The sequence below is a fragment of the Klebsiella indica genome, from assembly GCF_005860775.1.
Lineage (GTDB): Bacteria > Pseudomonadota > Gammaproteobacteria > Enterobacterales > Enterobacteriaceae > Klebsiella > Klebsiella indica.
The window spans coordinates 225749-251442 of record NZ_VCHQ01000026.1; the positions used below are offsets into that span (position 1 = coordinate 225749).

The 25694-nt window shown below is 55.5% G+C and carries 20 protein-coding genes; 18 read left to right on the top strand and 2 right to left on the bottom strand.

The annotated features are described in order from the left end of the window. The first annotated feature begins 247 nt into the window (after positions 1 to 247). From FE839_RS19000 to FE839_RS19040, 9 genes are all read left to right on the top strand, one after another. The gene (locus FE839_RS19000) at positions 248 to 1465 is read left to right on the top strand and encodes an efflux RND transporter periplasmic adaptor subunit (RefSeq protein ID WP_138362329.1); all 1218 of its coding nucleotides are present in this window, start codon (positions 248 to 250) and stop codon (positions 1463 to 1465) included. Then, positions 1462 to 4665 carry an efflux RND transporter permease subunit gene (locus FE839_RS19005; protein WP_138362330.1) on the top strand — a complete coding sequence of 1068 codons (3204 nt, stop codon included), beginning with the start codon at positions 1462 to 1464 and terminating at the stop codon, positions 4663 to 4665. Before FE839_RS19000 ends, FE839_RS19005 begins: the two co-directional genes overlap by 4 nt. Further along, positions 4662 to 7763 carry a multidrug efflux RND transporter permease subunit gene (locus tag FE839_RS19010; RefSeq protein WP_138362331.1) on the top strand — a complete coding sequence of 1034 codons (3102 nt, stop codon included), beginning with the start codon at positions 4662 to 4664 and terminating at the stop codon, positions 7761 to 7763. The genes FE839_RS19005 and FE839_RS19010 overlap by 4 nt, the downstream gene beginning before the upstream one ends. Before the next feature lie 3 nt (positions 7764 to 7766). Continuing rightward, on the top strand, positions 7767 to 9167 hold the full coding sequence (locus FE839_RS19015) for an efflux transporter outer membrane subunit (protein ID WP_374043509.1): 1401 nt from the start codon (positions 7767 to 7769) through the stop codon (positions 9165 to 9167). A 200-nt stretch (positions 9168 to 9367) separates the two neighbouring features. Further along, positions 9368 to 10693 (top strand): glycoside hydrolase family 10-like protein, encoded by a 1326-nt coding sequence (locus FE839_RS19020; protein WP_138362332.1) that lies wholly within the window; start codon positions 9368 to 9370, stop codon positions 10691 to 10693. A 249-nt stretch (positions 10694 to 10942) separates the two neighbouring features. After that, positions 10943 to 11509 carry a peroxiredoxin gene (locus tag FE839_RS19025; RefSeq protein ID WP_138362333.1) on the top strand — a complete coding sequence of 189 codons (567 nt, stop codon included), beginning with the start codon at positions 10943 to 10945 and terminating at the stop codon, positions 11507 to 11509. A gap of 15 nt (positions 11510 to 11524) precedes the next feature. Further along, positions 11525 to 12748 (top strand): protein-disulfide reductase DsbD family protein, encoded by a 1224-nt coding sequence (locus FE839_RS19030; RefSeq protein ID WP_138362334.1) that lies wholly within the window; start codon positions 11525 to 11527, stop codon positions 12746 to 12748. A gap of 13 nt (positions 12749 to 12761) precedes the next feature. After that, a complete protein-coding gene (locus tag FE839_RS19035; RefSeq protein WP_138362335.1) occupies positions 12762 to 13322 on the top strand; it encodes an RNA polymerase sigma factor in 561 nt (186 codons plus the stop codon). Further along, positions 13309 to 13950, top strand: a complete 642-nt coding sequence (locus FE839_RS19040) for an NrsF family protein (RefSeq protein WP_138362336.1) — start codon at positions 13309 to 13311, stop codon at positions 13948 to 13950. Before FE839_RS19035 ends, FE839_RS19040 begins: the two co-directional genes overlap by 14 nt. A 73-nt stretch (positions 13951 to 14023) precedes the next feature. On the opposite strand, the gene FE839_RS19045 is transcribed toward FE839_RS19040, so the two are convergent. Next, positions 14024 to 15148 carry an N-acetyltransferase gene (locus FE839_RS19045; protein ID WP_138362337.1) on the bottom strand — a complete coding sequence of 375 codons (1125 nt, stop codon included), beginning with the start codon at positions 15146 to 15148 and terminating at the stop codon, positions 14024 to 14026. 824 nt (positions 15149 to 15972) lie between these two features. Between FE839_RS19045 and FE839_RS19050 the strand changes: the two genes are divergently transcribed. The 4 genes from FE839_RS19050 to spt are packed head-to-tail and all read left to right on the top strand — an operon-like array spanning position 15973 to position 20074. Then, the gene (locus tag FE839_RS19050) at positions 15973 to 17712 is read left to right on the top strand and encodes a fatty acyl-AMP ligase (protein WP_138362338.1); all 1740 of its coding nucleotides are present in this window, start codon (positions 15973 to 15975) and stop codon (positions 17710 to 17712) included. Beyond that, positions 17709 to 18623 (top strand): NAD-dependent epimerase/dehydratase family protein, encoded by a 915-nt coding sequence (locus FE839_RS19055; protein WP_138362339.1) that lies wholly within the window; start codon positions 17709 to 17711, stop codon positions 18621 to 18623. The genes FE839_RS19050 and FE839_RS19055 overlap by 4 nt, the downstream gene beginning before the upstream one ends. Positions 18624 to 18654: 31 nt before the next feature. After that, positions 18655 to 18915: an acyl carrier protein gene (locus FE839_RS19060; RefSeq protein WP_138362340.1), complete on the top strand. Its 261-nt coding sequence runs from the start codon at positions 18655 to 18657 to the stop codon at positions 18913 to 18915. Continuing rightward, positions 18902 to 20074 (top strand): serine palmitoyltransferase, encoded by a 1173-nt coding sequence (gene spt / locus FE839_RS19065; RefSeq protein WP_138362341.1) that lies wholly within the window; start codon positions 18902 to 18904, stop codon positions 20072 to 20074. The genes FE839_RS19060 and spt overlap by 14 nt, the downstream gene beginning before the upstream one ends. Positions 20075 to 20134: 60 nt before the next feature. Here the strand turns inward: spt and FE839_RS19070 are convergent, their stop codons facing one another. Further along, positions 20135 to 20866 carry a dTMP kinase gene (locus tag FE839_RS19070; protein ID WP_138362342.1) on the bottom strand — a complete coding sequence of 244 codons (732 nt, stop codon included), beginning with the start codon at positions 20864 to 20866 and terminating at the stop codon, positions 20135 to 20137. A 407-nt stretch (positions 20867 to 21273) separates the two neighbouring features. Here FE839_RS19070 and FE839_RS19075 point away from each other — a divergent pair, with 407 nt between their 5' ends. The 5 genes from FE839_RS19075 (at position 21274) to FE839_RS19095 (ending at position 25692) form a co-directional block, all read left to right on the top strand. Then, on the top strand, positions 21274 to 21960 hold the full coding sequence (locus FE839_RS19075) for a nucleoside/nucleotide kinase family protein (RefSeq protein ID WP_138362343.1): 687 nt from the start codon (positions 21274 to 21276) through the stop codon (positions 21958 to 21960). A gap of 30 nt (positions 21961 to 21990) precedes the next feature. Further along, positions 21991 to 22746 (top strand): nucleoside/nucleotide kinase family protein, encoded by a 756-nt coding sequence (locus FE839_RS19080; RefSeq protein ID WP_138362344.1) that lies wholly within the window; start codon positions 21991 to 21993, stop codon positions 22744 to 22746. A gap of 131 nt (positions 22747 to 22877) precedes the next feature. After that, positions 22878 to 24206, top strand: coding sequence for a lipopolysaccharide biosynthesis protein (locus tag FE839_RS19085; protein WP_138362345.1), 1329 nt, complete (start codon positions 22878 to 22880; stop codon positions 24204 to 24206). A 4-nt stretch (positions 24207 to 24210) separates the two neighbouring features. Then, positions 24211 to 25077, top strand: a complete 867-nt coding sequence (locus FE839_RS19090) for a hypothetical protein (protein WP_138362346.1) — start codon at positions 24211 to 24213, stop codon at positions 25075 to 25077. A gap of 24 nt (positions 25078 to 25101) precedes the next feature. Next, positions 25102 to 25692: a YtfJ family protein gene (locus FE839_RS19095; protein ID WP_138362399.1), complete on the top strand. Its 591-nt coding sequence runs from the start codon at positions 25102 to 25104 to the stop codon at positions 25690 to 25692. The last annotated feature ends 2 nt before the right edge of the window (positions 25693 to 25694 follow it).

The window sequence follows — 25694 nt, forward strand, 5'->3', positions numbered from 1 at the left end:
TCCGTACAACCCGCTGAAAAACGCGATTCTTGCGGGCACGCAAAACAGCATAAAAAGCCGCTGACGATCTTAACTGAATCGCACCGGATACTGGACAGTCAGCCAATGCGATCTTATTAATATATCCATATTTTTTCCATTATTTACAGGTAACGTGTTCACAAAATTTCATGCTACTTCGCTTTCCCTTCACTGAATTGTGCATATAAGTGGTTGCTATTTATTCATCTGACATTTGAAGACCGTAATGAAAAAGAACATTCCGCTGTTCCGAAGCCGCCATTGGTTTAGATGGTTATTGATATTGTGTGTGCTGTTAATTATCGCCGGTGTGATATGGCGCTTATTGCCCATGGGGAAAAAAATGGGCGGCGGCGACTTTCCGCCTGGCGGGCCGATGGGCAAAATGGGCGGCGGTACGACGCTGGTCCATAGCGCGACGGCAACAACGGCAGATGTTCCGGTTTACCTCAATGCACTTGGCACGGTCATTCCCAATGCCACGGTGACCGTCACCAGCCGGGTCGATGGTCAACTGGAAAAGGTCTACTTTACTGAGGGGCAAAAGGTCCAGGCGGGCCAGCTACTGGCGCAAATCGACCCGCGTTCCTACCAGGCAACGCTGAAGCAGTATCAGGGCGAACTGAGCGAAAACAAAGCGCTGCTGCAAAGCGCCGAACTGACGCTGGCGCGCTATAGAAAATTGTATGCCCAGGACTCACTGGCCCGCCAGGATCTGGATTCACAAATTGCCACGGTCGGCCAGTATCGCGGCGCCGTCGCAGCCGATGAGGCGCAGATCGCCAGCGCGCAGTTAAATATCGAATACTCCCGCATCACCGCGCCGGTCAGCGGACGCGTCGGTCTGCGGTTGGTCGATCCCGGCAATATGATATTCAGTTCCAGCTCCACTGGGCTGGTCACCATCACCCAAATGCAGCCTGCAGCGGTTACCTTTAGCGTCCCGCAAAGCTATATTCCCACGCTGGCCAACGTGTTGCACCGTGGTCAGACGTTACCCGCCGCCGCCTTAGATCAGGACGGCAACCGCGTGCTGGCCGAAGGCGCAGTGAAATTTATCAGCAACCAGATCGATACCAGTACCGGCACCGTGACCCTTAAAGCGGAATTTCCTAACGATGATGAAGCGTTATACGCTAACCAGTTCGTTAATCTGCGTTTACAGACCCGTATGTTGCCAAAGGCGACGGTCGTCTCCACTCAGGCACTACAGCTCAGTAGTGATGGCAATTTTGTCTATGTGATTAACAAAGACAATACCGTCACCCGCCGGACCGTCACCCTGGGCCCGACGTGGCAGAATAATCAGCAGGTGATCCTGACGGGGATCGCGCCCGGCGAGCGCGTGGTGACGGAAGGTATTGACCGACTGAGCAACGGCAGTAAAGTCTCAATTGTGGGCGACACTCAGCAACCCACATCTGCGACGGCTGGCGCCAAATGAACCCATCTCGTCTCTTTATTCAACGTCCGGTCGCCACTATCCTGCTGATGCTGGGGGTGCTGATTAGCGGAATTTTCGCCTACCGCTTTCTGTCAACCTCGGCCCTGCCGCAGGTTGACTATCCAACCATCCAGGTTACCACCCTTTACCCCGGCGCCAGCCCTGATGTAATGGCGTCAGCGGTAACATCACCGCTGGAGCGCCAGTTAGGGCAGATGTCCGGTCTGAGCCAGATGACCTCCACCAGTTCCAGCGGTTCATCGATCATCACCCTGAAATTCTCGCTCGATCTGTCGCTGGATGTCGCCGAGCAGGAAGTGCAGGCAGCCATTAACGCCGCCAATAACCTGTTGCCGGATGACCTGCCAAATCCGCCGACCTATAAAAAAGTGAATCCGGCGGATAACGCGGTGATCACCCTGGCGGCAAGTTCCGATACCCTCTCCTTGCTCCGTATTCAGGATCTGGTCAATACCCGGGTTGCGCTGAAGTTGTCACAAATTTCCGGCGTCGGGATGGTGACGCTGGCGGGGGGTCATCAACCGGCAATTCGCGTACAAATGGACCCCAACGCGCTGGCGGCCCACGGGCTGACGCTGGAAGACGTCAACACCCTGATCAACAACAGCAACGTTAATGGTTCGAAAGGCGGTTTTGATGGCCAGTACCATTCGGTCACTATTGATGCCAACGATCAGCTTCACACCGCGCAGGAATATGGCAACCTGATCCTGACTTACCAGAACGGCGCGGCGTTGCGCCTGAAGGATATCGCCCATATTGAACAGGGGCCGGAAAACAGCTTCCAGTCAGCCTGGGCCAATAACAGTCCGGCGATTATCATTAGCGTTCAGCGCCAGCCCGGCGCCAACGTGATTCAGGTTGTGGATGATATTAAAGCGAAACTGCCGCAATTGCAGGCGGCGCTGCCGGACGGCGTTAAGATGACCATTCTTTCCGATCGTACCCAGACAATCCGCGACTCGATCCATGATGTACAGTTTGAACTGATGCTCTCTATCGCCCTCGTGGTGATGGTGACGTTCCTGTTTCTGCGCAACGTGGCGGCAACGCTGATCCCCAGCATTGCCGTACCGCTGTCGCTGGTCGGCACGTTTGGCGTCATGTATCTTGCTGGTTTCAGCCTCAATAACCTGTCGCTGATGGCGCTGACTATCGCCACCGGTTTTGTCATCGATGATGCCATCGTGGTGGTGGAGAATATTTCCCGCCGTCTGGAAGAAGGCGCCCCTCCGATGCAAGCGGCGCTGGAGGGGTCGCGACAGATCGGCTTTACCATTATCTCATTGACCTTTTCGCTAATTGCGGTCCTGATCCCGCTACTGTTTATGGGCGATGTGGTTGGACGCCTGTTTCGCGAGTTCGCCATTACCCTCGCGGTATCGATTCTGGTGTCGATGGTGGTCTCGCTGACGCTGACGCCCATGCTGTGCGCGTATCTGCTGCGCTATATTCCACCAGAAAAACAGTCGCGCTTTGCGCGCAAAGGCGGCGCAGTATTCGACGCGGTGATCCACTATTACGATCGGCTGCTTACCGTGGTGCTTAACCATCGTAAACTGACGCTGCTGGCGGCACTGGCGACCTTTGCCATAACGGCCCTGCTCTATATCATTATCCCCAAAAGCTTCTTCCCGGTGCAGGATACCGGCCTGATTCAGGGAGTGACGATCGCTTCTCAGGATGTCTCATTTAACGAGATGGCCAGACGGCAGCAGGCGCTGGCGAAAGTCATTCTTCAGAATCCGGCTGTGCAGAGCGTCTCCTCGACCATTGGTATCGACGGCAGCAATACCAGCCTCAACAGCGGTCGAATTCAGATCAATCTGCGCGCTTTTGATCAGCGTGATGAAAAAGCCGCAGCGATTATCCGCCAACTGGAGCAGGCGGCGCAATCGGTGGTCGGGATCCGTTTGTACATGCAGCCAGCGCAGGATTTAACCGTCAATGACCAGGTGACGCCAAGTCAGTACCAGTTCACCCTGGATGATACTGACAGCGAGAATCTCATCACCTGGACGCCGCAACTGGTCGCCGCACTGCAAAAACGCCCCGAATTCAACAACGTGGTGAGTAATCTGCAGTCCCAGGGCCAGGTGGCCTATGTCACTCTGGATCGCGATAAAGCCGCCCGCTTCGGCATTACCGCATCCGATGTCGACACCGCGCTGTATAACGCCTTCGGCCAGCGGCTGGTGTCCACCATCTTTACTCAGTCCAATCAGTACCGCGTCGTGCTGGAAGTCGCGCCGAAGTATCAGCAGTCTCCGGCTTCTTTTGACGATATCTGGCTACAGCCGTCATCAACCAGTAGCAGCGACAGCAGTAGCGACAGTGATAGCACATCGACATCATCAACATCGTCAACCACATCATCATCCGACGCCCCTACAGAGAGCAGCAGCACCGGGTTGGTCAGACTGACCTCGATCGCCACCATCCACCAGCGTACCGGTTCGCTGATGCATATGCGTCTGAATCAGTTCCCGGCGGTGATGATCTCCTTTAACCTCAATCATGGCTACTCCCTGGGGGACGGGCAAAAAGCGATCGCTGAGACGGTCGAACAACTGCGCTTACCCTCCAGTATCACCCTGCGCTACCAGGGCGAAACCGCGGCGTTCCAGAGCGCTACCGCCAACACCTTGTGGCTGATCCTCGCCGCGTTGCTCACCATGTATGTGGTACTGGGTATTTTGTATGAGAGCTTTATTCATCCGGTAACGATCCTGTCCACGCTGCCATCGGCGGCCGTCGGCGGGCTGCTGTCGCTGATGCTTGCAGGTTCCGATTTCAGCCTGATAGCCCTGATTGGCGTCATTTTGCTGATTGGCATTGTGAAAAAAAACGCCATCATGATGATCGACTTTGCGCTGGAGGCGGAATACAAGCAGCACCTCAGTCCGCGGGAAGCCATACATCAGGCCTGTCTGCTGCGCTTTCGCCCGATCATGATGACCACCATGGCGGCACTGCTGGGCGCGTTACCGCTGATGCTGGCCTCCGGCTCTGGCGCCGAGCTGCGCCAGCCGTTGGGCCTGGTGATTGTCGGCGGCCTGGTGGTCAGCCAGATACTCACCCTGTTTACCACGCCGGTTATTTACCTGTGGTTTGATGGTCTCGCCGCACACGGCAGACGCTGGGTAAAACGTAAACAGCAGGCGCAAGAGAAACAATGAATCTGACCCGGTTATTTATTTTTCGCCCGGTTGCCACACTGCTGATCACGCTGGGGATCCTGCTGTTAGGGGGATTAGGTTATCGGCTGTTGCCGGTCGCGCCTCTGCCGCAGGTGGATTTCCCGACCATTATGGTCAGCGCCAGCCTCTCTGGCGCCAGCCCGGAAACCATGGCGGCGACCGTTGCCACACCGCTGGAACGCGCCCTTGGACAAATTGCCGGAATCAGCGAAATGACTTCGACCAGTTCGCAGGGCTCGTCGAGCATTATTTTACAGTTTGATCTCGACCGCGACATTAACGGCGCGGCGCGCGACGTCCAGGCGGCGATCAATGCCGCCCGCAGCCTGCTGCCCAGCAGTATGGAGTCACTGCCGACCTACCGTAAAGCCAACCCGTCCGATGCCCCTATTGTGATGCTGGCGCTGACCTCTTCCTCACGCTCCCCAGGGGAGTTGTACGATCTGGCGGAAAGCCAAATAGAGCAAGCCGTTGGACAGGTAAAAGGCGTCGGCGAAGTCTCATTAATGGGCAGCGCGCTGCCTGCGGTGCGTATCGATCTGCAGCCGAATAAACTCAGCCAATACGGTATTTCACTGGATACCGTACGCAGCGCCATTGCCGACAGCACAACCAATCTGCCGAAAGGAATGTTACAGGGTAACAATCAGTCCTGGGTGGTGGACAGCAATGGTCAGCTCGATAAAGCGGCGCAATACCGCGATCTGGTTATTGCTTATCGCAACGGCAAAACATTACGCCTGAGCGATGTCGCCCGCGTGTACGACTCCGTCGAAGATAAATATCAGGCCGGTTTTCTTAACGGCAGTCCGGCGGTCATGATCGGCATTATGCGCCAGGCCGGCGCAAATATGCTGCAGACGATTGATGCGATTAAGGCGCAGCTGCCCGCGCTGGAAAAAAACCTGCCTGCCGATACCCGACTAAAAGTGGTGGTCGATCGCTCCACCACCGTGCGTGAGTCGCTGTATGAGACAGAGGAAACATTGCTGATCGCCGTGCTGCTGGTTATCGCGGTGGTGTTCGTTTTTCTGCGCAATCTACAGGCGGTGGTGATCCCGGCGCTGGCGCTGCCGGTGTCGCTGATCGGCACCTGCGCGGTCATGTATTTGCTCGGTTACAGTCTCGATAATCTGTCCCTGATGGCGCTGATCATCTCCACCGGTTTTGTGGTCGATGACGCGATTGTGGTGCTGGAGAATATCGCCCGCCATATTGAAGAGGGCCTCAGTCCGCTGCGCGCGGCGCTGCGTGGTTCCCGTGAAGTCAGTTTCACCGTTTTGTCGATGACCGTCTCGCTGCTGGCGGTATTTATCCCGATTCTGCTGATGGGCAGTATTGTCGGACGACTGTTTCGCGAATTCGCGGTCACGCTTAGCGTCGCGCTGCTGATCTCGATGTTTGTCTCCCTCAGCCTGACCCCGATGCTCTGTTCACGGCTTCTGAAAGCAAAACCGGCGGTCACCCGACGGCCTCACCCACTTTATCAATGGATCGAGAATCAACTTAACCGCCTGCTGGCTGCCTACTCACGGGGATTGCACTGGGTAATGGCGCACCAGAAGCTGGTGATGTTTAGCCTGCTGCTGACGGTGATGCTGAATATTTTTCTTTATAGCGTGGTACAGAAAGGCTTCTTTCCCAACCAGGACACCGGCCTGCTGATGGGGGCGGTACGCGCCGATCAGAATATCTCCTTCCAGGCGATGGAGCCGAAAGTGCAGATGTTCACCAAAATGATTGAGGCCGATCCGGCCGTTGACAGCGTGATGTCATCAATGGGCAGCGGCATGTTCGGCTCGCGCAATACCGCTAACTTCTTTGTCCGGCTGAAGGATTTTAATCAGCGCGACGCAACGGCCACCGAAGTAGCCAACCGCCTGAGTATGAAAACCAATCATGTTCCCGGCGCGCAAATGTTCCTGATGGCCGCTCAGGATTTACACATCGGCGGGCGCAGCGCCAACGCCAGCTATCAATACAGCCTGCAGGCCGACGATCTCGATCTGCTACGCGAATGGACGCCGAAGGTACAGGCGGCGCTGGCGGCTATTCCGCAGTTCAACAGCGTGGATTCGGACTCTGAAACCGGGGGGCAGGAGATGGTTATCCAGATCGATCGCGACCGCGCCACACGGCTCGGCGTTAACGTCAAAATGCTTGATGAGATGTTGAATAACGCCTTCAGCCAGCGACAAATCGCCACCCTGTATCACACTCTGAACCAGTACCATGTGGTCATGACGTTGTCCGATAAGTACACACGCGATCCTGCGATACTGAGCGAGTTATATGTGATCAATGATGACGGCGACCGGATACCGATTTCCGCCTTTGCCCGGTTTGTCGGCAGCAATGCCCCGCTGTCGGTTGCGCACCAGTCCCAGTCCGCAACCAGCACTATCGCCTTTAACCTTAACGACGGCGTTTCGCTGGAGCAGGCGCAGGTTCTGATCAATAACGCGATGGCGAAAATCGGCCTGCCCTCAAGCGTGCAGGCCGGCTTTCAGGGCACCGCTAAAGCCTATGCCGACCTGGTGACAACCATGCCGTGGCTCATTGTCGCGGCGCTGATCGCCATCTATATCGTGCTGGGCGTGTTGTACGAAAGCTACATCCATCCGCTGACCATTCTCTCCACTCTGCCATCGGCGGGGGTCGGGGCTCTGCTGCTGTTGCTGTTAACCAATACTCAACTGACGGTTATCGCGCTCATTGGCATTATTTTGCTAATCGGGATTGTGAAAAAGAACGCCATTATGATGATCGACTTCGCCCTTGATGCCGAAAGGCGGCTGGGCATGTCGCCGCAGCAGGCGATTGTTCAGGCCTGCCTGATGCGCTTCCGCCCGATTATGATGACCACTCTTGCCGCCTTCTTCGGCGCCCTGCCTTTGGCGTTAGGCAGCGGTGGCGATGCTGATTTACGCAGTCCTTTGGGCCTGGCGATTGCCGGTGGACTGGCTCTGAGCCAGCTACTGACCCTTTTCACCACGCCGGTAGTGTATCTCTGGCTAGATAAGCTTAGTCGCGCGGTCCGACATCACTGGCATCGCGTTCGTCATGCAGGATCCTGATTAATGAAAATGTCATTATCGATGACTTCCGTCATCTGCGTATTACTCCTCACTGGCTGTACCGTCGGCCCGGACTATCAGCGGCCGAAAATGCCCCTGCCTTTACACTATAAAGAAGCCAAAGGATGGCAGCAGGCGGTGCCGCAGGATGATGTCAAAAAGGGAGAGTGGTGGGCCGTCTACCACGATCCGCAGCTTGACAGCCTGTTGCGTCAGGTGAGTCTTTCTAACCAGAATATCGCCAGCTATGCCGCGCAGTACAGAGAAGCGCAGGCCCTGGTGGCCCAGTCGCGGGCCGAACTCTTCCCGTCCCTCAGTTATGACGCCAGTTCGACGCGCAGCAGTAGCCACAGTAGCGGGCAACGCACCACCGGCAATTCGCACACCGCCGAGCTTAGCGCCAGTTGGGAACTGGATCTGTGGGGCAAACTACGCCGCACGGTCGAGGAAAACCGCGCCAGCGCCGAAGCCAGTGCCGCGGAACTGGCCAATATCACCCTCAGCGCGCAATCCGAGCTGGCGCAGGACTATTTCCAGTTGCGAGTAATGGACGAAAAAATCGCTCTGTATCAGCGCAGTATCGACGCTTATGAACGCTATCTGACGGTGATAAACAACAAATATCAGGTGGGCAGCGAATCGCGGGCCACCCTGGCGCAGGCGCAGATGCAGTTAGAGAGCGCTCGCGCTTCCGCCCAGGATTATCAGTGGCAGCGCGCGCAGCTGGAACACGCCATTGCCCTGCTGATCGGGAAAGCGCCGGCGGATTTCAGCCTGCCGGTCAGTAACATGCAGGCCACGCTTCCGGCCATTCCGCAAACGCTGCCCGCGCAATTACTACAGCGCCGTCCGGACATTGCCGAAGCAGAGCGTGATGTGGCGGCGGCGAACGCGGCGGTGGGCGTCGCCATCGCCGGTTATTACCCGGACCTGACCTTAAGCGCCAGCGGCGGCGTCAGTTCCTCAGCGATACACAATCTGCTATCGCTGCCAAACCGTATCTGGTCGCTCGGCCCGGCATTAAGCGGTACGCTGCTGGACTTCGGCGCGACATCGGCGGAAGTCGCTCAGGCCCGCGCCAACTATGACGCGAAAGTCGCCAGCTACCGGCAAACGGTTCTGCAAGCGCTGCAGGAGGTGGAGGACTATCTGGTTGAGCTACGCGTTCTGCAAGGCGAGATCCTTTCCCGGCAGCGGGCCACCGTGGCGGCGCAGGAATCAGCGAGAGTCACCCGTAATCAGTATGAGGCGGGAATGATTGACTATCTTGACGTTGCCACAACCGAAAACAGCAGTCTGAGCGAACAGCAAAGTCTGCTGTCACTGCAAAGCACGCAGTGGGTCGCCAGCGTTGAGCTGATTGCCGCGCTTGGCGGCGGCTGGCAGCAAAAAGCGGAACAGTAAAAAAATCGGGCCGGGGAAGCCGCGTTCCCGGCCCAGATAACCAGGCTGACCCGGGAACGCGGCAAGATCCATGGACTGCCGGGCTGACGGGGTTAAGGCTTCACGGCGTAAACTGCCGCGCCGGTCATCTAAGCGGTTGACTTAACGCCGCATAATACGAAAATAGCCCCCTACGTCACGACCAGAAAAAGTCGGCATATATGATGATCCGCGGTCATAGCTTTCTGTTGAATAAAATAAATATATCCGTCATTGCAATTGCTGCGGGGCTGTTACTGGCCAGTTGCCGCAGTAACCCCCCCGCATCCCTTGTCACCCCGCTCCCGCCAGCCAGCAAACCGTCCATTTTGCCGAAAAGCCATGAGCCGGTACGCGGCGTCTGGTTGACGACCGTATCGCGGCTCGACTGGCCACCGCTGGCATCGGTTAATGGCAATATCGATGCCAGCCGCCGTATCGCCATGCAGCAGCAATCCCTGATCGCCAAGCTGGATAAATTAAAAAGTCTCGGTATTAATACCGTGTTCTTTCAGGTAAAACCCGACGCGACCGCCCTCTGGCCGTCGAAAATTCTGCCGTGGTCCGATATGCTGACCGGGAAAATTGGTCAGGATCCGGGCTACGATCCGCTGCGTTTTATGCTGGACGAAGCGCACAAACGCGGGATACGCGTTCATGCGTGGTTTAACCCCTATCGCGTTTCGACCAATACTCGCCCGAAAACCGTAGAAGCGCTGAAAGCGACGCTGGCACAGGTTCCCGCCAGCGTCTATGTCCTGCATCCGGAATGGATCCGCACCGCCGGGGATCGCTTCGTTCTCGACCCCGGTATTCCGCAGGTGCGTGACTGGATCACCAGCATTGTGGCGGAAGTGGTACAGCACTATCCGGTGGATGGCGTCCAGTTCGATGACTATTTCTATAGCGAAACGCCGGGATCGCCCCTGAACGACAACCGGACATTTCAGCAATATGGTCAGGGTTTTGCCACAAAAGCGGACTGGCGGCGACACAACACGCAGCTGCTGATTGAGCAGGTTTCGCGCACCATCAAGCAAATCAATCCCGATGTCGAATTCGGCGTCAGCCCGGCGGGTGTCTGGCGCAATCGCTCGCACGACTCCGCCGGTTCCGACACTCGCGGCGCGGCGGCCTACGACGAGTCTTATGCCGACACCCGCCGCTGGGTGCAACTGGGATTGCTGGACTATATCGCGCCGCAGTTGTACTGGCCTTTTTCCCGCAGCGCCGCCCGTTACGATGTGCTGGCAAAGTGGTGGGCGGATGTGGTGAAACCAACGCATACCCGCCTCTATATTGGCGTGGCGCTGTATAAAGTTGGCGAACCGTCGAAAAATGAGCCGGACTGGATGGTGAACGGCGGCGTGCCGGAACTGAAAAAGCAGCTTGATTTAAACGCGTCGATACCGCAAATTCAGGGCACTATTTTGTTCAGAGAAAATTATCTTAATCAGCCACAAACCCAGCAGGCCGTTAACTATCTGAAGTCCCGCTGGGGAGAGTAATTCACGCCCCTGAGCCCCGTTGCCTGATAAACATTGCCGCAACCCGATTCTGGCGATCGTGACGTACAATATAGTGTCGTAACAGAACACGAGTCAGCCGGGCCGCGTACAATCATCGAACACTGAACACGGTTAGGTTCATGCCGTGTTAAAAAATTTTCACCCGCGCGCAACTTTTCTCCCTGCTCCTGCGAACTGAATAACTGAGTCTACCCGAACCAGAGCGTTCATACCTCGCAGGAGCTGATAATGAAATCGTTACACACTCTCGTTTCCACCCTGACCCTCGCCGCTGTTATCGCGCTACCTGCGTTCAGCGCCCACGCTGCGTTACCGGTGGGGGCCAAAGCCCCTGACTTCGAGCTACAGGGCGCCCTTGCCGGTAAACCCCTGACCTTCTCGCTCAAAAAGGCACTGCAAAAAGGGCCGGTCGTGCTTTACTTCTTCCCGGCCGCCTTCAGCGCGGGTTGTACCATTGAGGCGCATGACTTTGCCGAAGCCACCGATGATTTCAATAAAATGGGTGCCACGGTGGTGGGCGTCACCGCAGGCAACACCGCGCAGGTGAGTGATTTCTCCAGACTGGAGTGCCGCGACAAATTCGCCGTGGCGGCAGATCCAGGCGCCAAAGTCGCAGCCCGGTATCAGACACTGATAGAAATGAAAGGCAAAACGCTTTCTGACCGTACCTCTTATGTTATTGCGCCTGATGGCGACATCCTGCTGAGCTACACTGACAGAAATCCGGAAACGCACATTGAAAAAACGCTCGCGGCGGTTAAGCAGTACGACGCGTCTCATCCGCAATCCCACTAAACAAAGAGGCCAGCGATGTTAACTGCCATGCTGGCCGCCTTTATCGGCGGCATCATCCTTAACTTTATGCCCTGCGTTTTTCCGGTGATTTCACTGAAAGCGCTTGGTCTGCTACGCCATTCGGATAACGCCGCCCATGCCCGCCGCGAGGGATTGGGATTTTTGTTGGGCGTCGTAATCACTATGGTGGCGCTGGCCGCCATTTTGCTGGCGGTACGCGCAGGGGGCACGGCGGTTGGCTGGGGCTTTCAGCTACAGTCGCCGCTGGTGATCAGCCTGCTTGCGTTGATTATTCTCGCCGCGGCGCTTAACCTGCTGGGCGTGTTTGAAGTCGGGTTAGCAGCGCAGCGTGTCGGCGCGCTGGAGATAGGCCGCGGGGCATTTACTCGCTCCGCGCTAACCGGGGCGCTGACGATTGTGGTCGCCACGCCGTGCGCCGCCCCGTTTATGGCCAGCGCGATAGGTTATGCTTTGGTACAGCCGCCAGAGGTGGCGCTGATCGTCTTCATTTTCCTGGCGCTGGGCTTTGCGGCTCCTTTTACACTGATCTCCCTGTTCCCGCCGCTGACAAAGCTGCTGCCGCGGCCCGGCGCCTGGATGGATATTCTTAAACGTATTCTGGCGTTTCCAATGTTCGGCGCTTATGCCTGGCTGGTGTGGGTGCTGGCGCAACAGGCCGGAACCACCGCGCTGGGCGCATTGCTCGCCGCCTCCGTGGTGCTAAGTTTTGCCGCCTGGCTGTATGGCATAGCCCAGCAGCGCCGTTTTCAAGGCAAAGGGCATAAAGCGCTTTTCGTTGTGACGGCGGCGCTGGTGGCCGCCGTTATCGCACCGCTGCCGGGGGTGATGAAATCCTCCGGTGATAGGCAAGTCGCTGAAGTGACGGCGCAGAAGTGGACGCCGCAGTCCGTTGCCGAACAGCGCGGGCATGGCAAAGCGATTTTTGTCAACTTCACGGCCTCCTGGTGCATCACCTGCCAGGTCAACGAGAAAACCTCGCTTTCCACTCAGGCGGTAAAAGCGGCGCTGGCGAAAACCGGTACGCTGTATATGGTCGCCGACTCCACAAAATTTAACCCGGATGTCGATGATGCGCTTAATCACTTCGGCCAGGGCGGTCTGCCGCTGTACGTGGTTTATCCCGCCGATGGCGGCCAACCGCAGGTCCTGCCGCAGGTGCTGACGCCCGGCATCGTGATCAACGCGCTGCACCAGGCCGCGCGTAAAAAAGCGTCATAGCACAAGGCGGATTATGCAAACAAACGACAACGCACGCGAAAACTGGCCTGTGCTCATGGCGCAGGCACAGGCTGGCGATCGCCTCGCCTATACCCGTTTATTAAAAGCGCTGGTATCCGTGATCCGCGCGCAGGTACGTAAACACATCAGCGATGAAGCATTAGTTGAAGATGTCATTCAGGATGTGCTGCTGACGGTACATCGGGTTCGCCATACCTACGATCCGGCATTTCCATTTCTGCCCTGGCTGATGGCCATTATCTCGGCGCGCACCATCGATACCCTGCGTCGGCGCGGTCGTCGTCAGCGCTGGGAAACCAACGACGAAATACTGCCTGACGTCCCTTCTTCTGCGCACGCAGCCCAGCATCTGGACCGCGAGGAAGAGCTGGCAGGCTATTTACGTCAACTCCCGGCACGCCAGCGTGAGATCGTGGAGCATGTTCACCTGCATGAAATGAGCCTGACCGAGGCCGCCGCGCATAACAATCTGAGCGTTGCGGCGGTAAAGTCGCTATTGCATCGGGCGCTGAAGAATCTGCGCCGTTCTGGAGCCCATCATGACCGATCATAATCTGTTGATTGAAAAACTTAGCCGCGACATACAGCCGGTCAGACGCCCGCAGCCGACCGGCTGGCGGGTAGTGAGCTGGATGGGCGTTGCCCTTCCCTGCGCTATCGTCGTAAGTTGCCTGCTGCCGCGCGATCTGACCGACTGGTCACAACCCGGTGCCGCCTGGGCCATCGCCCAGCTCCTGCTGGCATTTTTGCTTGGCACGCTGGCGATTCGCAACGCCTTCGCGATGAGCATTGCCGGGCGGCGAACGCTCAGCGGGAAAGCGCTGCTCCCCATCGGGCTGATGTGGTTTGGATTAAGCCTGCGCGCGATGCACGGCGACGCATCGCCAATCCATGATGACGATAGCATCCACTGCTTTACCTTTCTGTTGGCCGTCAGCACGCCGATGATGGCGCTGATGATTGCCAGTCTGCGACGTACCCGCACGCTGCACCCGGTTCGCAACCTGGCGATGGCCGGGCTGGGGATTGCCAGCCTGGCGGTAAGCCTGCTGGCCTTTTGTCATCCGGTACATCTGGATTCGCTGGACTTTGTTACCCATCTGGCTGCCGTGGTTGCAATAATCGCGCTGACGGTCCTTGTCGGTAAACGTTGGGTTAGCGTCGATTCGTTTTTCCGCTGACGAGGATAAAGCCGATAACATCCGGTCCTCCGCGTACAGGACCGGAAAACACACAGATGCCTTCATCCGCAAATTAAATTGTTTTTTCGTATAAGCGGTAGCGTTTATACGGGACCGCGCCGATTCGCTCTAAAATGGTTCGCATGCCGGTATTGGACTCTAATATCCACGACATTTCCAGCGCATCAATATGATGCCTGGCAAAGGGATCGCGCAGCCTCTCAATCAGCAACAGCGCGATCACCGGCCCGATCCGACTGAACTGATATTCCTGACGAACGCCCATCAAAGGCACTCTTGCCGTGCGCACGCCGCTGACTTTCAGACGCCACAATAATTTAGCCCAGCCAAACGGCATTAAACGTCCCTGCAGATCGGCGATGGCTTCATTAATATTCGGCAGCCCCACGATGAAAGCGCAGGGCTCCCCCTCCACTTCGGCGATGTGGATCATATCTTCAGAAACCAGATACTTAAGTTGATCGCCCATCGTGGCAAATTCGTGCTCAGTAAACGGGACAAACCCCCAGTTATGCTGCCAGCCGGAATTAAATATCTCCCGTAGCACCTGCATCTCCTCGCGAAAGCGCTTGCGATTAAGATGACGAATGGTCACTTTTTTGCGTACCTGCTCCATCATCCGGGTTAACGAAGGTGAAAAATGCAGGTCGGTTCGCTTCATCCAATAGGCCAGTAAATCGATTCCTTTCGTATACCCCTGCTGCGCTATCCTGTCGGCATAATAGGGTTTAGCGTAGGTCATCAGGGCCGATGGCGGAGTATCAAACCCCTCAACCAGCAGGCCGCTCTCCTGATTGATATTAAGGCTGAATGGGCCGGTGATGTTATGCGCGCCTTTCGATCTCAGCCACGCTTCCGCCGCCGTAAAGAGCGAACTAAAAACGGCGGCATCATCAACGGCGTCAATCATGCCAAAGTGGCCAGTATCGTTTCCGTGAATCGCGCGGTGCAGCGTATCAATTTGTGCGGTAATGCGACCGACCACGTTCCCCTGTTTTTTAGCGACCCACGCCTGCCATTCTATATGTTCGGTGCCGGGATTCTTTGTGGACAAATGCTCTTCACGCTCCAGATACAGCGGTGCGATCCAGTTTGGATCATCACGGAACAGTAACGAAGGGAAAGCAATAAATTCTTTAAGATTGCGCTTATGCGAAATTTTCTCAACACGGATCATAAATAGCCTTAGATTTTTAACAACATAATTAAATAATGGCCCGACAGCACCGTTAGCATTTTTACGCACTCTTTATTTATTTGATGATGTATGACCTCCCGAACAAAATGACGGCCCGATTGCGTTGGCGCATTCAAAACCGCTTGCAATGAAGGTGATGGTTTATTATTTAGCGCTATTTTTGTTATTTAGTGCCTTTTTTACCATTTTGAGCTTTTTTTATTATTTCGTGCTTTTTTATAAAAAAATTACCTTTTCTGGTTATCGACTTTAATAACGAGCAGCATTGTATTTTTTACCACTTAATGCTTTTTTTAATGCTCAGGTTAAATGAGCCATTCACTTTTGAATTTCTAACGGCATACTGTTTATGGTTTGTTTACGTTTTTTTACCCTATATTATTCACGCTACAAGGCAAGACGGTTAACCGTTTCGCGCTGCGCCAGCTCCACGAAGACGTACACCGGTGCATCTGCAGCCTGAAAAATGCCGGGTACAGATTGTTATGCACGAGGTCAGACTATATGAGTTAGTCGTTATTTCCTGCCCTACAGATACAGACCTAAGGAACGGCGATATTCGGTTATTACAATGCGCTCTGCATATTTTAAGGCGCCACCTAAGGTTAATAACGCGGTTGTCGCCGGTTTTCTCCGGAGAATAACCGGCGGGCGAATTATGCACGCCAATATACGTTGTTTGTGGAATGAAGATGGTTGAATAACAAACTTATTCAATACCTGTTCATAGTAAAAATATCAAATCCCTCGCCAGGCGTCGTGTTGGCTCTTTTGGCGATCTTACTCTATGGCGATGTTTGTCTATGTCTGAAACAAGTTCCGTTCATTCTCTTCCCATGCGTTATGCGGATTTTCCTACTTTAGTGGATGCGTTAGATTATGCGGCGCGCGGCAAAACGGGAATGAATTTTTATGACCGTCGTAATCAACTGGTGGCCGTTCTTGAATACAGTACGTTGAAACAACGCGCAATATCGGGCGCGCGGCGTTTACTCTCGCTGAACCTTAAGAAAGGCGATCGCATTGCGCTGCTCGCGGAAACCAGCGCGGGATTCGTAGAAGCCTTCTTTGCATGCCAGTATGCGGGGTTCGTGGCGGTACCGCTGGCGATCCCCATGGGGCTTGGTCAGCGCGATTCCTACACCGCCAGGCTGCAGGAACTGATCGCCAGCTGCAACCCCTCTGCGATTATCAGCAGCGAGGAGTGGAAGCCGCTGATCGCCTCCGCCGCGGCGGAAAGCTCCTCTGCGCATATTCTCAGCTACGCCGATTTCAATACGCTGCCCGAACCGGCCATCGCACTACCGGCAGCCTCGCCTGACGATATCGCTTATCTGCAGTACACCTCAGGCAGCACCCGCTTTCCGCGCGGCGTCATCATTACCCAGCGGGCGGTGATGGCGAATCTGGGGGCGATCAGCCGCCACGGCATCAAGCTGCGTGCGGGGGATCGCTGTGTTTCCTGGCTCCCTTTCTATCACGATATGGGGCTGGTGGGTTTCCTGCTGACGCCGGTTGCGACTCAGTTGTCCGTCGACTATCTGCGCACGCAAGATTTTGCTATGCGCCCGATGCAATGGTTAAAACTGATCGCCAAAAATCGCGGCACCGTGAGTGTCGCGCCGCCGTTCGGCTACGATTTGTGCTTGCGCCGCAGCAACGCCAAAGAACTTGCCGATCTGGATCTTTCCAGCTGGCGCGTCGCGGGCGTAGGCGCCGAGCCGATTCCGGCCGAATTGCTGAGCCAGTTTGGCGAGCACTTCCGTCACTTTCGCTTCGACAGCAAGGCATTCATGCCCTGCTATGGTCTGGCGGAGAATACGCTCGCGGTCAGCTTTTCCGACAAATCGGCCGGCCCGCAAACCAATACCGTCGACCGCGATATTCTGGAATATGAGGGCAAAGCGCTCGCGCCCGGTAAAAAAACGCGCGCAATCTCAACGTTCGTCAACTGCGGCAAAGCGCTGCCCGGTCATCGTATTGAGATCCGCAGTGAAAGCGGGCAACTGTTGCCTGAACGCCATGTCGGCCATATCTACATTTCCGGTCCCAGCCTGATGAACGGCTATTTCTGCGATGATGAATCCCAGCAGCAGATTCAGGTCACCGGCTGGATGGATACCGGCGACCTCGGTTACTTGCTGGATGGTTATCTGTATGTCACCGGGCGCAAAAAAGATCTGATCATCATTCGCGGGCGAAATATCTGGCCGCAGGACATTGAATACGTTGCGGAGTCGGAACCGGAAATCCGTCCCGGAGACGCGATCGCCTTCGTCACTGAAGAGCACGGTGAAGCGGCACGGGTGATTTTGCAAATCCAGTGCCGAATCAGCGAGGAAACGCGCCGGGCGCAAATCATCCACTCACTGAGCGCGCGTATTCAGAGCGAGTTCGGTATTACGGTAAATATCGAGTTGCTGCCGCCGCACAGTATTCCGCGCACCTCATCGGGAAAACCGGCCCGTGCCGAAGCGAAAAAACGCTGGCTAAGCGCTTCGCTCTATCCGCAACGGCAGCACCTGGCGGGTTTCGCCCAATGACAGGAACCGTCGCCGTCACGGGGGCGACCGGTTTTATCGGCCGCCATATCGTCCACGCACTGCTGGCGCAAGGGTTTACCGTGCGCGCCCTGACCCGGCGCGCAGGAAACGTTGCCGTCAACAATCTGACCTGGGTGCCCGGCGCGCTGGAAGATCAACCATCCCTTGCCGAACTGGTTTACGGCGCGGATGCCGTGGTTCACTGTGCCGGTCAGGTACGCGGACACGCAGAAGCGGTATTCACACGCTGCAACGTCACCGGCAGCCTGTGCCTGATGCAGGCTGTCCGGCAAAGCAGCCGTTGCAGACGTTTCTTGTTCATCTCCTCTCTGGCCGCCCGCTACCCGGCGCTCTCCTGGTACGCGCATTCCAAATATATTGCCGAACAGCAATTAACGGCCGCCGCGTCAGGGGTGACGTTGGGAATTTTCCGCCCGACCGCGGTTTACGGGCCGGGCGATAAAGAGCTTAAACCGCTGTTCAACGCGCTTTTGCGCGGCGTACTTCCTCGTCTGGGGGCGCCGGAGGCGAAACTCTCCTTTCTGCACGTCAGCGATTTAGCGACAGCGGTCAGTCAATGGTTGTTGGTCAGTCCGGCGCAGCCGAATATTTACGAACTGTGTGACGGCGCTGCCGAAGGCTATACCTGGCGGCGTCTGCGGGATATTGGCGCCGCGGTGCGTCAGGGCCCAGTGCATCTGCTGCCCATTCCGCTGCCGCTGCTGACGTGCATAGCGGAAATCAGTCTGCTGTGGTGCCGGATGACAAAACAGGAGCCGATGCTGACGCACAGCAAAATACATGAATTAACCCATCGCGACTGGTCCGCCAGCAACCAACGTCTGTCACAACATATTAGCTGGTACCCACAGGTGAGCCTGGCGCGCGCGCTGCGCGAAGGACTGTTTTAATGATTCCCAACAGAGGTGTGTCAACATTCTTATGCTAAATCGCGATGCTGTGATGGATTATATCCTGACGTGTTTACAAAGTATCGTCGAAGGCGGATTGGAAATAAAACCTGATAGCGATCTCGTCAATGATCTTGGACTGGAATCCATCAGAGTATTGAATCTGCTGATGATGCTGGAAGATAAATTAGATATCTCCATTCCTATCAATATATTGCTTGATGTCAGAACGCCAGAGCAATTGCTTGACGCGCTGCGCCCTTATCTGGAGAAAAGCCATGGGACTTTATGACAAATTTTCACGACTCGCCAACGATCGTGTACAGTTTCAAACTTCCGGCCTCAATCCGTTCGGCACCTGCATTGATGAAGTCTATTCGGCGACCCGCGGACGCATCGGCGATCGTCAGATTATCCTCGCAGGCACCAATAACTACCTCGGCCTGACCTTCGACGCCCAGGCCATCGCCGAAGGCCAGGCGGCAATGGCCGCACTGGGCACCGGCACCACCGGCTCCCGCATGGCGAACGGCAGCTACGGTTCGCACCTGATGTTAGAGCAGGAACTGGCTGATTTCTTCGATCGCCCCTGCGCGATCGTCTTTTCCACCGGCTATACCGCAAATCTCGGCGTCATCAGCACGCTGGCGGGACCGGGTTCGGTGGTGCTGATCGATGCGGACAGCCACGCCAGCATTTACGACGCCTGCGCACTCGGGGGCGCGGAGATTATTCGCTTCCGCCACAATGACGCCGAGGATCTGGGCCGCCGCATGCTGCGCCTGGGCGAACGCGCCCGCGAGGCGCTCATTATTGTTGAAGGCATCTACAGTATGCTGGGCGATGTCGCGCCGCTGGTAGAAATTGTCGAAATTAAGCGACGCTTAGGCGGTTATCTGCTGGTAGATGAGGCGCACTCATTTGGCGTGATGGGGGCTAACGGCCGCGGCCTGGCTGAAGCGCTGGGCGTTGAACAGGATGTTGACATTATTGTCGGGACGTTCAGCAAAAGCCTGGCTTCTATCGGCGGTTTCGCCGTCGGCGGCAAGGAGATGGAGGTGTTGCGCTACAGCAGTCGCCCGTATATTTTTACCGCCTCGCCGTCGCCCTCCAGCATCGCATCGGTACGTTCGACGCTGCGAAAAATTGCGCATCATCCCGAATTGCGGGAAAAACTGTGGAGCAACGCGCAGCGCCTGTACCGGGGGCTCGTCGCGCTGGGATATACGCTGGGGCCGCGCATCAGCCCGGTCGTTCCGGTGATAATCGGTTCTAAAGAAGAGGGTCTGCGCTTCTGGCGCGATCTGATTGACAGGGGCGTGTATGTCAATCTGGTTTTACCGCCTGCTGCCCCGGCGGAGATGACCCTGCTGCGCTGCAGCGTCAATGCCGCACACAGCGATGAAGATATCGACGCGATCATCCATGCCTTTGCGGTACTGAAACAGTAATCCCCTCCGCTACCCCGGCGGCGATGCCTGAAATGCCATCGCCGCCCTTGAGTAAAACCATTAATGCATAACGGCAGATGTCTCATCAGCCGAATAACCATACCCTTGCGTCGCCATAAATTCGGCGATGGCTTTTTCCGTCATCGCGATCACCTGTTCAATCGGCTGATTAGCATCGATATTTACGATATCTGCACCGTCAAAAGTCAACAGCGGCGTGACGGAGATTTTTTTCTCCAGCGACGCTTTACGATGATCGGGCTTACGTGCGCAGGCCACTTCCAGGTCAACATTCAGCTTAATGACTAAATCCGGATGATGCCCCGCCATCCACTGAAACGCCGCCCGTTCGCGGTCTGCCAGCCATCTGATAAGGCGGCTCCCTTCAACGTTTAACGGGAATACCGTGCCGTCGTAGGCGCCGGGGATCTGCGCCTGCGGAAAACGGTCGGTCAACACAATAAATCCTTGCCGACGAAACGCCAGCATCCGACGAAAGCGCAGCAACCGGCGCACCACGAAAATGCTAATCACCAGCGACGGCAGCAAACCAGGATTCGATTTTGCCATTTTGACTTTTTTACTATTGCGCGCGATCTCCTTGCCAACCAGACTTCCCAACAGAGGAAGCCGGGATGCAGCACGCCCGACATTCCCCGCCTGTTTTCCCAGATGAACCCTGACCGCCGGCCCATATCTTCTCATATAGCCGATCACATGTTCACACACGGTGGACTTACCCGAACCGTCACAGCCAATTACCGCGATCAGCGGCGGAAATTTTGTACTCATAATATGATCCTATGCCAAATAAACGAAAACGGTGTGCCACTGTTGATGCGAAACAACGCTTACGTCGCCAGAGATTTGGTTCGCGGGGCAACATTACGACGTCGCACCAAATAGCACAAAAAATTAAACTATTATTGAAAATATCTGCTTTCGTCACCCATCTGGTACGCCGATAATTAACATAAAAAGCGAAATCCCCCTCTTCGCAAATAATTAGCACAAAATAACAAGAAAGCTTACTCCAGATATCAACCGGGAATAACGAGAGGAAATAAAAGGCGTATTGTTATCGTGGCAGACAACAATAAATATCTTGAACCCAATGTGGATTGGAATACAATGGTTTTTTTCGCATTGGATCAATTATTGTGAGTCAGCAAATAAGATCGGGATCTCATCATACGCCCTTGCGCGTAATTGCGATAACGGGCTGTGACGGCTCAGGAAAATCAACCTTAGCCGCCAGTCTGGCCCGCGCTTTATCGGCACAAAGACCGACGGAACAACTTTATCTTGGTCAGTCGTCCGGGCGTATTGGCGAATGGATCGCTTCCCTGCACATTATTGGTGCGCCGTTCTCCCGTTATTTGTTGGCGAAATCCAGACGCGTGCATGAATGTCCTTCCACACCGCCGGACAACGCAACGGCGCTGGTGATTTTTTTACTCTCATATTGGCGCGTTTATAAATTTCGCCGCATGTTAACAAAAAGTCGCCGGGGTATATTGCTGATCACCGACCGTTATCCGCAGGCGGAAGTTGCCGGGTTTCGGTTCGATGGCCCGCAACTGGCAAAAACGGTCGGCGGTAACCGCTGGGTTAGCTGGTTAAGAAAGCGCGAGCGACGCCTGTACCAGTGGATGGCCTCTCACTTGCCTTTATTATTAATTCGTCTGGATATCGATGAACAAACGGCGTATTCACGCAAACCCGACCATCCACTGTCAGCCTTGCGTGAAAAGATCGCCGTTATCCCGCACCTGACTTTTAATGGCGCAAAAATACTGGATTTAGACGGTCGTGAACCAGCGAATAAAATTTTTAATGAAGCACTGCGTGCAATTCAAATTTCATTGATAGCCGCCAGTGTGTAGCTGACAAATAACTTTTTCGTACTGAAACAGATGAAAAAAAATAAACGCCCCTTTCCCCCGGACTCGTCTTCCGCCTGTATCACCGGGCTTATTGCCGTGGTGGGCAGCGATGGTACAGGAAAGTCCACGCTGACCGCCGATCTGGTCAATAGCCTGCGACAATATTGCACAACAGAGCGGCGTTATTTAGGGCTGATATCCGGCGAGGATGGCGACAAAATCAAGCGTCTGCCTTTCATCGGCGTCTGGCTGGAGCGGCGCCTGGCGGCTAAATCCGATAAAACCCAACGGATGAGTAATAAGCCGCCCGCGCTCTGGGCTGCGTTGATCATGTACGGATTTTCACTGTGGCGCGCATCTAATCTGCGGAAAGTATGCCGGCTGGCGCAGAGCGGCGTGCTGGTGATCAGCGATCGCTACCCGCAAGCAGAGATTTCCGGCTTTTATTACGATGGGCCCGGCATTGGCGTGGAGCGTGCAAAAGGCTGGCTGCTGACGCGGCTGGCGGCACGCGAACGCCGTTTATATCAACGTATGGCCCAGTACCGGCCAGAACTGATCATTCGTCTTAATATTGACGTCGATACGGCTTTTGCACGCAAGCCGGATCACAGTTATGAAGAGCTGAAAGACAAAATTGCCACCATGGTGCGCCTGCAATACAACGGTTCACGCATTATCGAACTGGACGCCAGAGCACCCTACGATGACGTGCTGAACAACGCGCTCAATGCCATATCCGCTATCGCATTTCCCACCCCGCGAATGAGCCGCGCTTATCAGTAGCGATGTCGTGCAACGGTAGAAAAGTCGATGGCCGGGGAAACGCCGATTCTGGTGGTTAAACAGATGCAGAGAAATATTATGATCAGGCAGCGCAAGAGACGAGAAAATAACCCTAACGGCTGGTTTTTGTCATGAAACGGTGGTTTTCCGACGGCGCTTTTCGCTCCATTCTACGTAACGCCGCATATTTAGGTTCCGGTAGTGTGGCCAGCGCGCTGCTCGGGTTACTGGCGCTGTCGTGTGCCGGTAAAGGCATGTCGCCCGACATGTTCGGCGTGCTGGTCGTGATTCAGGCTTATACAAAAGCGGTGAGTGACTTTATCAAATTTCAGACATGGCAATTTGTCGTTCAATTCGGCACGCCGGCTCTGGAGCAGCAAAACACCCGACGCTTCCGCGACGTCATCGCCTTTTCATTCGGTCTGGATATTGCGAGCGGCGCCGTCGCCATACTGGGCGGGATGCTGCTGCTGCCTTTTTTGGCCCACTCCCTCGGGCTGAATACGCAAAGTTTCTGGCTCGCCATGCTGTACTGTACCCTCATTCCCTCAATGACATCATCGACCCCAACAGGAGTGCTGCGCGCCTTTAATCGCTTCGATTTAATCGCCGTGCAGCAGGCCATTAAGCCTTTCCTGCAGGCCGTTGGGAGCGTCATCTCATATTACCTGGATCTGGGGTTTCCTGGGTTCATCATCACCTGGTACGCCTCTAATCTCGTCGGCGGCACGTTATTCTGGTGGTTCACCGCGCGTGAGCTGCGCCGTCGGCAGATCCACGGCGCGCTGAAACCACGCCTGTTCAATACCGCGCGTCGCATTCATGGCGCGTGGAATTTTGTCTGGACGACCAATATTGCCCATACCATTTGGGCTGCGCGGAACTCATGTACCACCGTGCTGGTTGGTGTGGTGCTGGGGCCCGCCGCCGCCGGGCTGTTTAAAATTGCGATGACCTTCTTCGATGCGACAGGTACTCCGGCGAAACTTCTGGAGAAAAGTTTCTACCCGGAAATCATGCGCCTTGATCCCCGTACAACGAAGCCGTGGCTGCTGGGACTGCGCTCCGCGCTGCTGGCTGGCGGTATTGGCATCGCCGTCGCGCTGCTGGTCATCCTGGTGGGTCAGCCGCTAATCGCCGCGGTTTTCGGTCATCAGTATCTGGAAGCCTATGATCTCATTCAAATCATGTTGGGGGCGATCATCGTTTCAATGATCGGCTTCCCGCAAGAATCTTTACTGTTCATGGCAGGCAAGCAGCGCGCTTTCCTCATCGTGCAGGCTATTTCCGCGGCGTCCTACATTACGCTACTCCTGACAATGTCGTACGCCTTCGGCGTGCAGGGCTCCGCCTTCGCTTATTTACTAGGGCAATGTTTAGACGTTCTGTTATCCCTGATACCGACGATCAGTGCCTATCGCAATCGCTATATGTTAGGGCTGAATGTGCCCAGAGAGTAAAGTCATGACCGCGAATAATACCTGGAAAAAATTCTCCGCTGAAACCACGCAGGCGCTATTTGTCGCAGTGGAAGAAGACGATCTGGTTGAGGCTCAAATCAGCCTGCCGCAACATATTGAGCTGCAATGTTCCCCTGAGAGCATTCGTGACAACTACGCGCTGTGCCTGCAGTTCTGGGAGGACGGGTTTTCCCGTCAGGAACTGTTGCAACTGGTGAATAGCTTCCTGAAAGCTCCGCAATCGGAGGCAACCCGTATGCGCTACAAATATATTCGCGCACGCTATAAGCATTTACGTTTTGCCCTGCAGCTTTACAGTGTACAGCATCGTGCCAACCGTCTGTTTCACAGCACGACGGTGGTGCTCGGCCATTTTCAGGATGCGTTTCGTAACGGCAACCGGAAAAACATGCGGTTTTATGGCAATCAGTTGCGGCTGCTTCTCAGCAAACCGGTCTGGTCGTGCGTGCGTTACAGACTGCGCCATACGCGGCTGGAAACCGAGAATGGGTTTATCGCCTACCGTCTGCAACAGATGCGGCTGCTACGGTTGTTAATCGCCAGCCAGAAACTCACTGGCAAGCAGTTTCATGACGTGCGAAAAATCATCAGTCGACAAGTCTCTTTTTACGACACGCTGCGTTCAATCGACCCGGATAATCGGGAGGCCCGACAGATCTCGCGTTTTCTGGCCGCAATTAACGGGTTAATGGGCGATCGCCATGATGTGATGGTGGCGGATAAGCTGGCCGGCGGGAATGGTTACGACCAACCCGCGCTGTTGGATATCGATATCCGCCAGCGGCTGGAACAACTTCTTGACCGGTTTCCCCTGTCACTTTCGGCGCCCGCGATAATCGCGGACAGATAACAATGGCTATTCCCCGGAGGCATGATGACGTTACGTAGAGTGCTGACCATTGTTCTGCTACTGTCTCCGCTGATGGCATCAGCGCATAATTTCATTCATGGCGAACCGGTCGCGCCGATCGCGATTGACGATCGCGGTGAGCTTCTGCTGAGTCAGGGCCATTTCAGCTACAGGCCGTGGCGAAGCGCGCAATTGGCGGGCAAGGTGCGCGTCATCCAGTACATCGCGGGCCGCACGTCCGCCAAAAAGAAAAATTCGCTGCTGATCGCCGCCATCAAGGAAGCGAATCTTCCCGACGACCGCTTCCAGCCTACCACTATCGTCAACACCGACGATGCCATACCGGGTTCCGGCTTTTTTGTTCGAGGAAAAATCGAGAAAAATAAACGGCATTACCCGTGGGCACAATTTATCGTCGATAGCGATGGTCTTGGGCGCAAGGCCTGGCAACTCCCGGAGGAGAGCTCCACCATCATCGTCCTGGATAAGGCCGGTCGCGTGCAGTGGGCGAAAGACGGCGCGCTGACGCCGGATGAAGTTGATCAGGTCATCGCCCTGCTGCGCAGGCTGATTGACCGTGATAAGCCACATGAGACAATCGCCGGGAGCCCGTGACG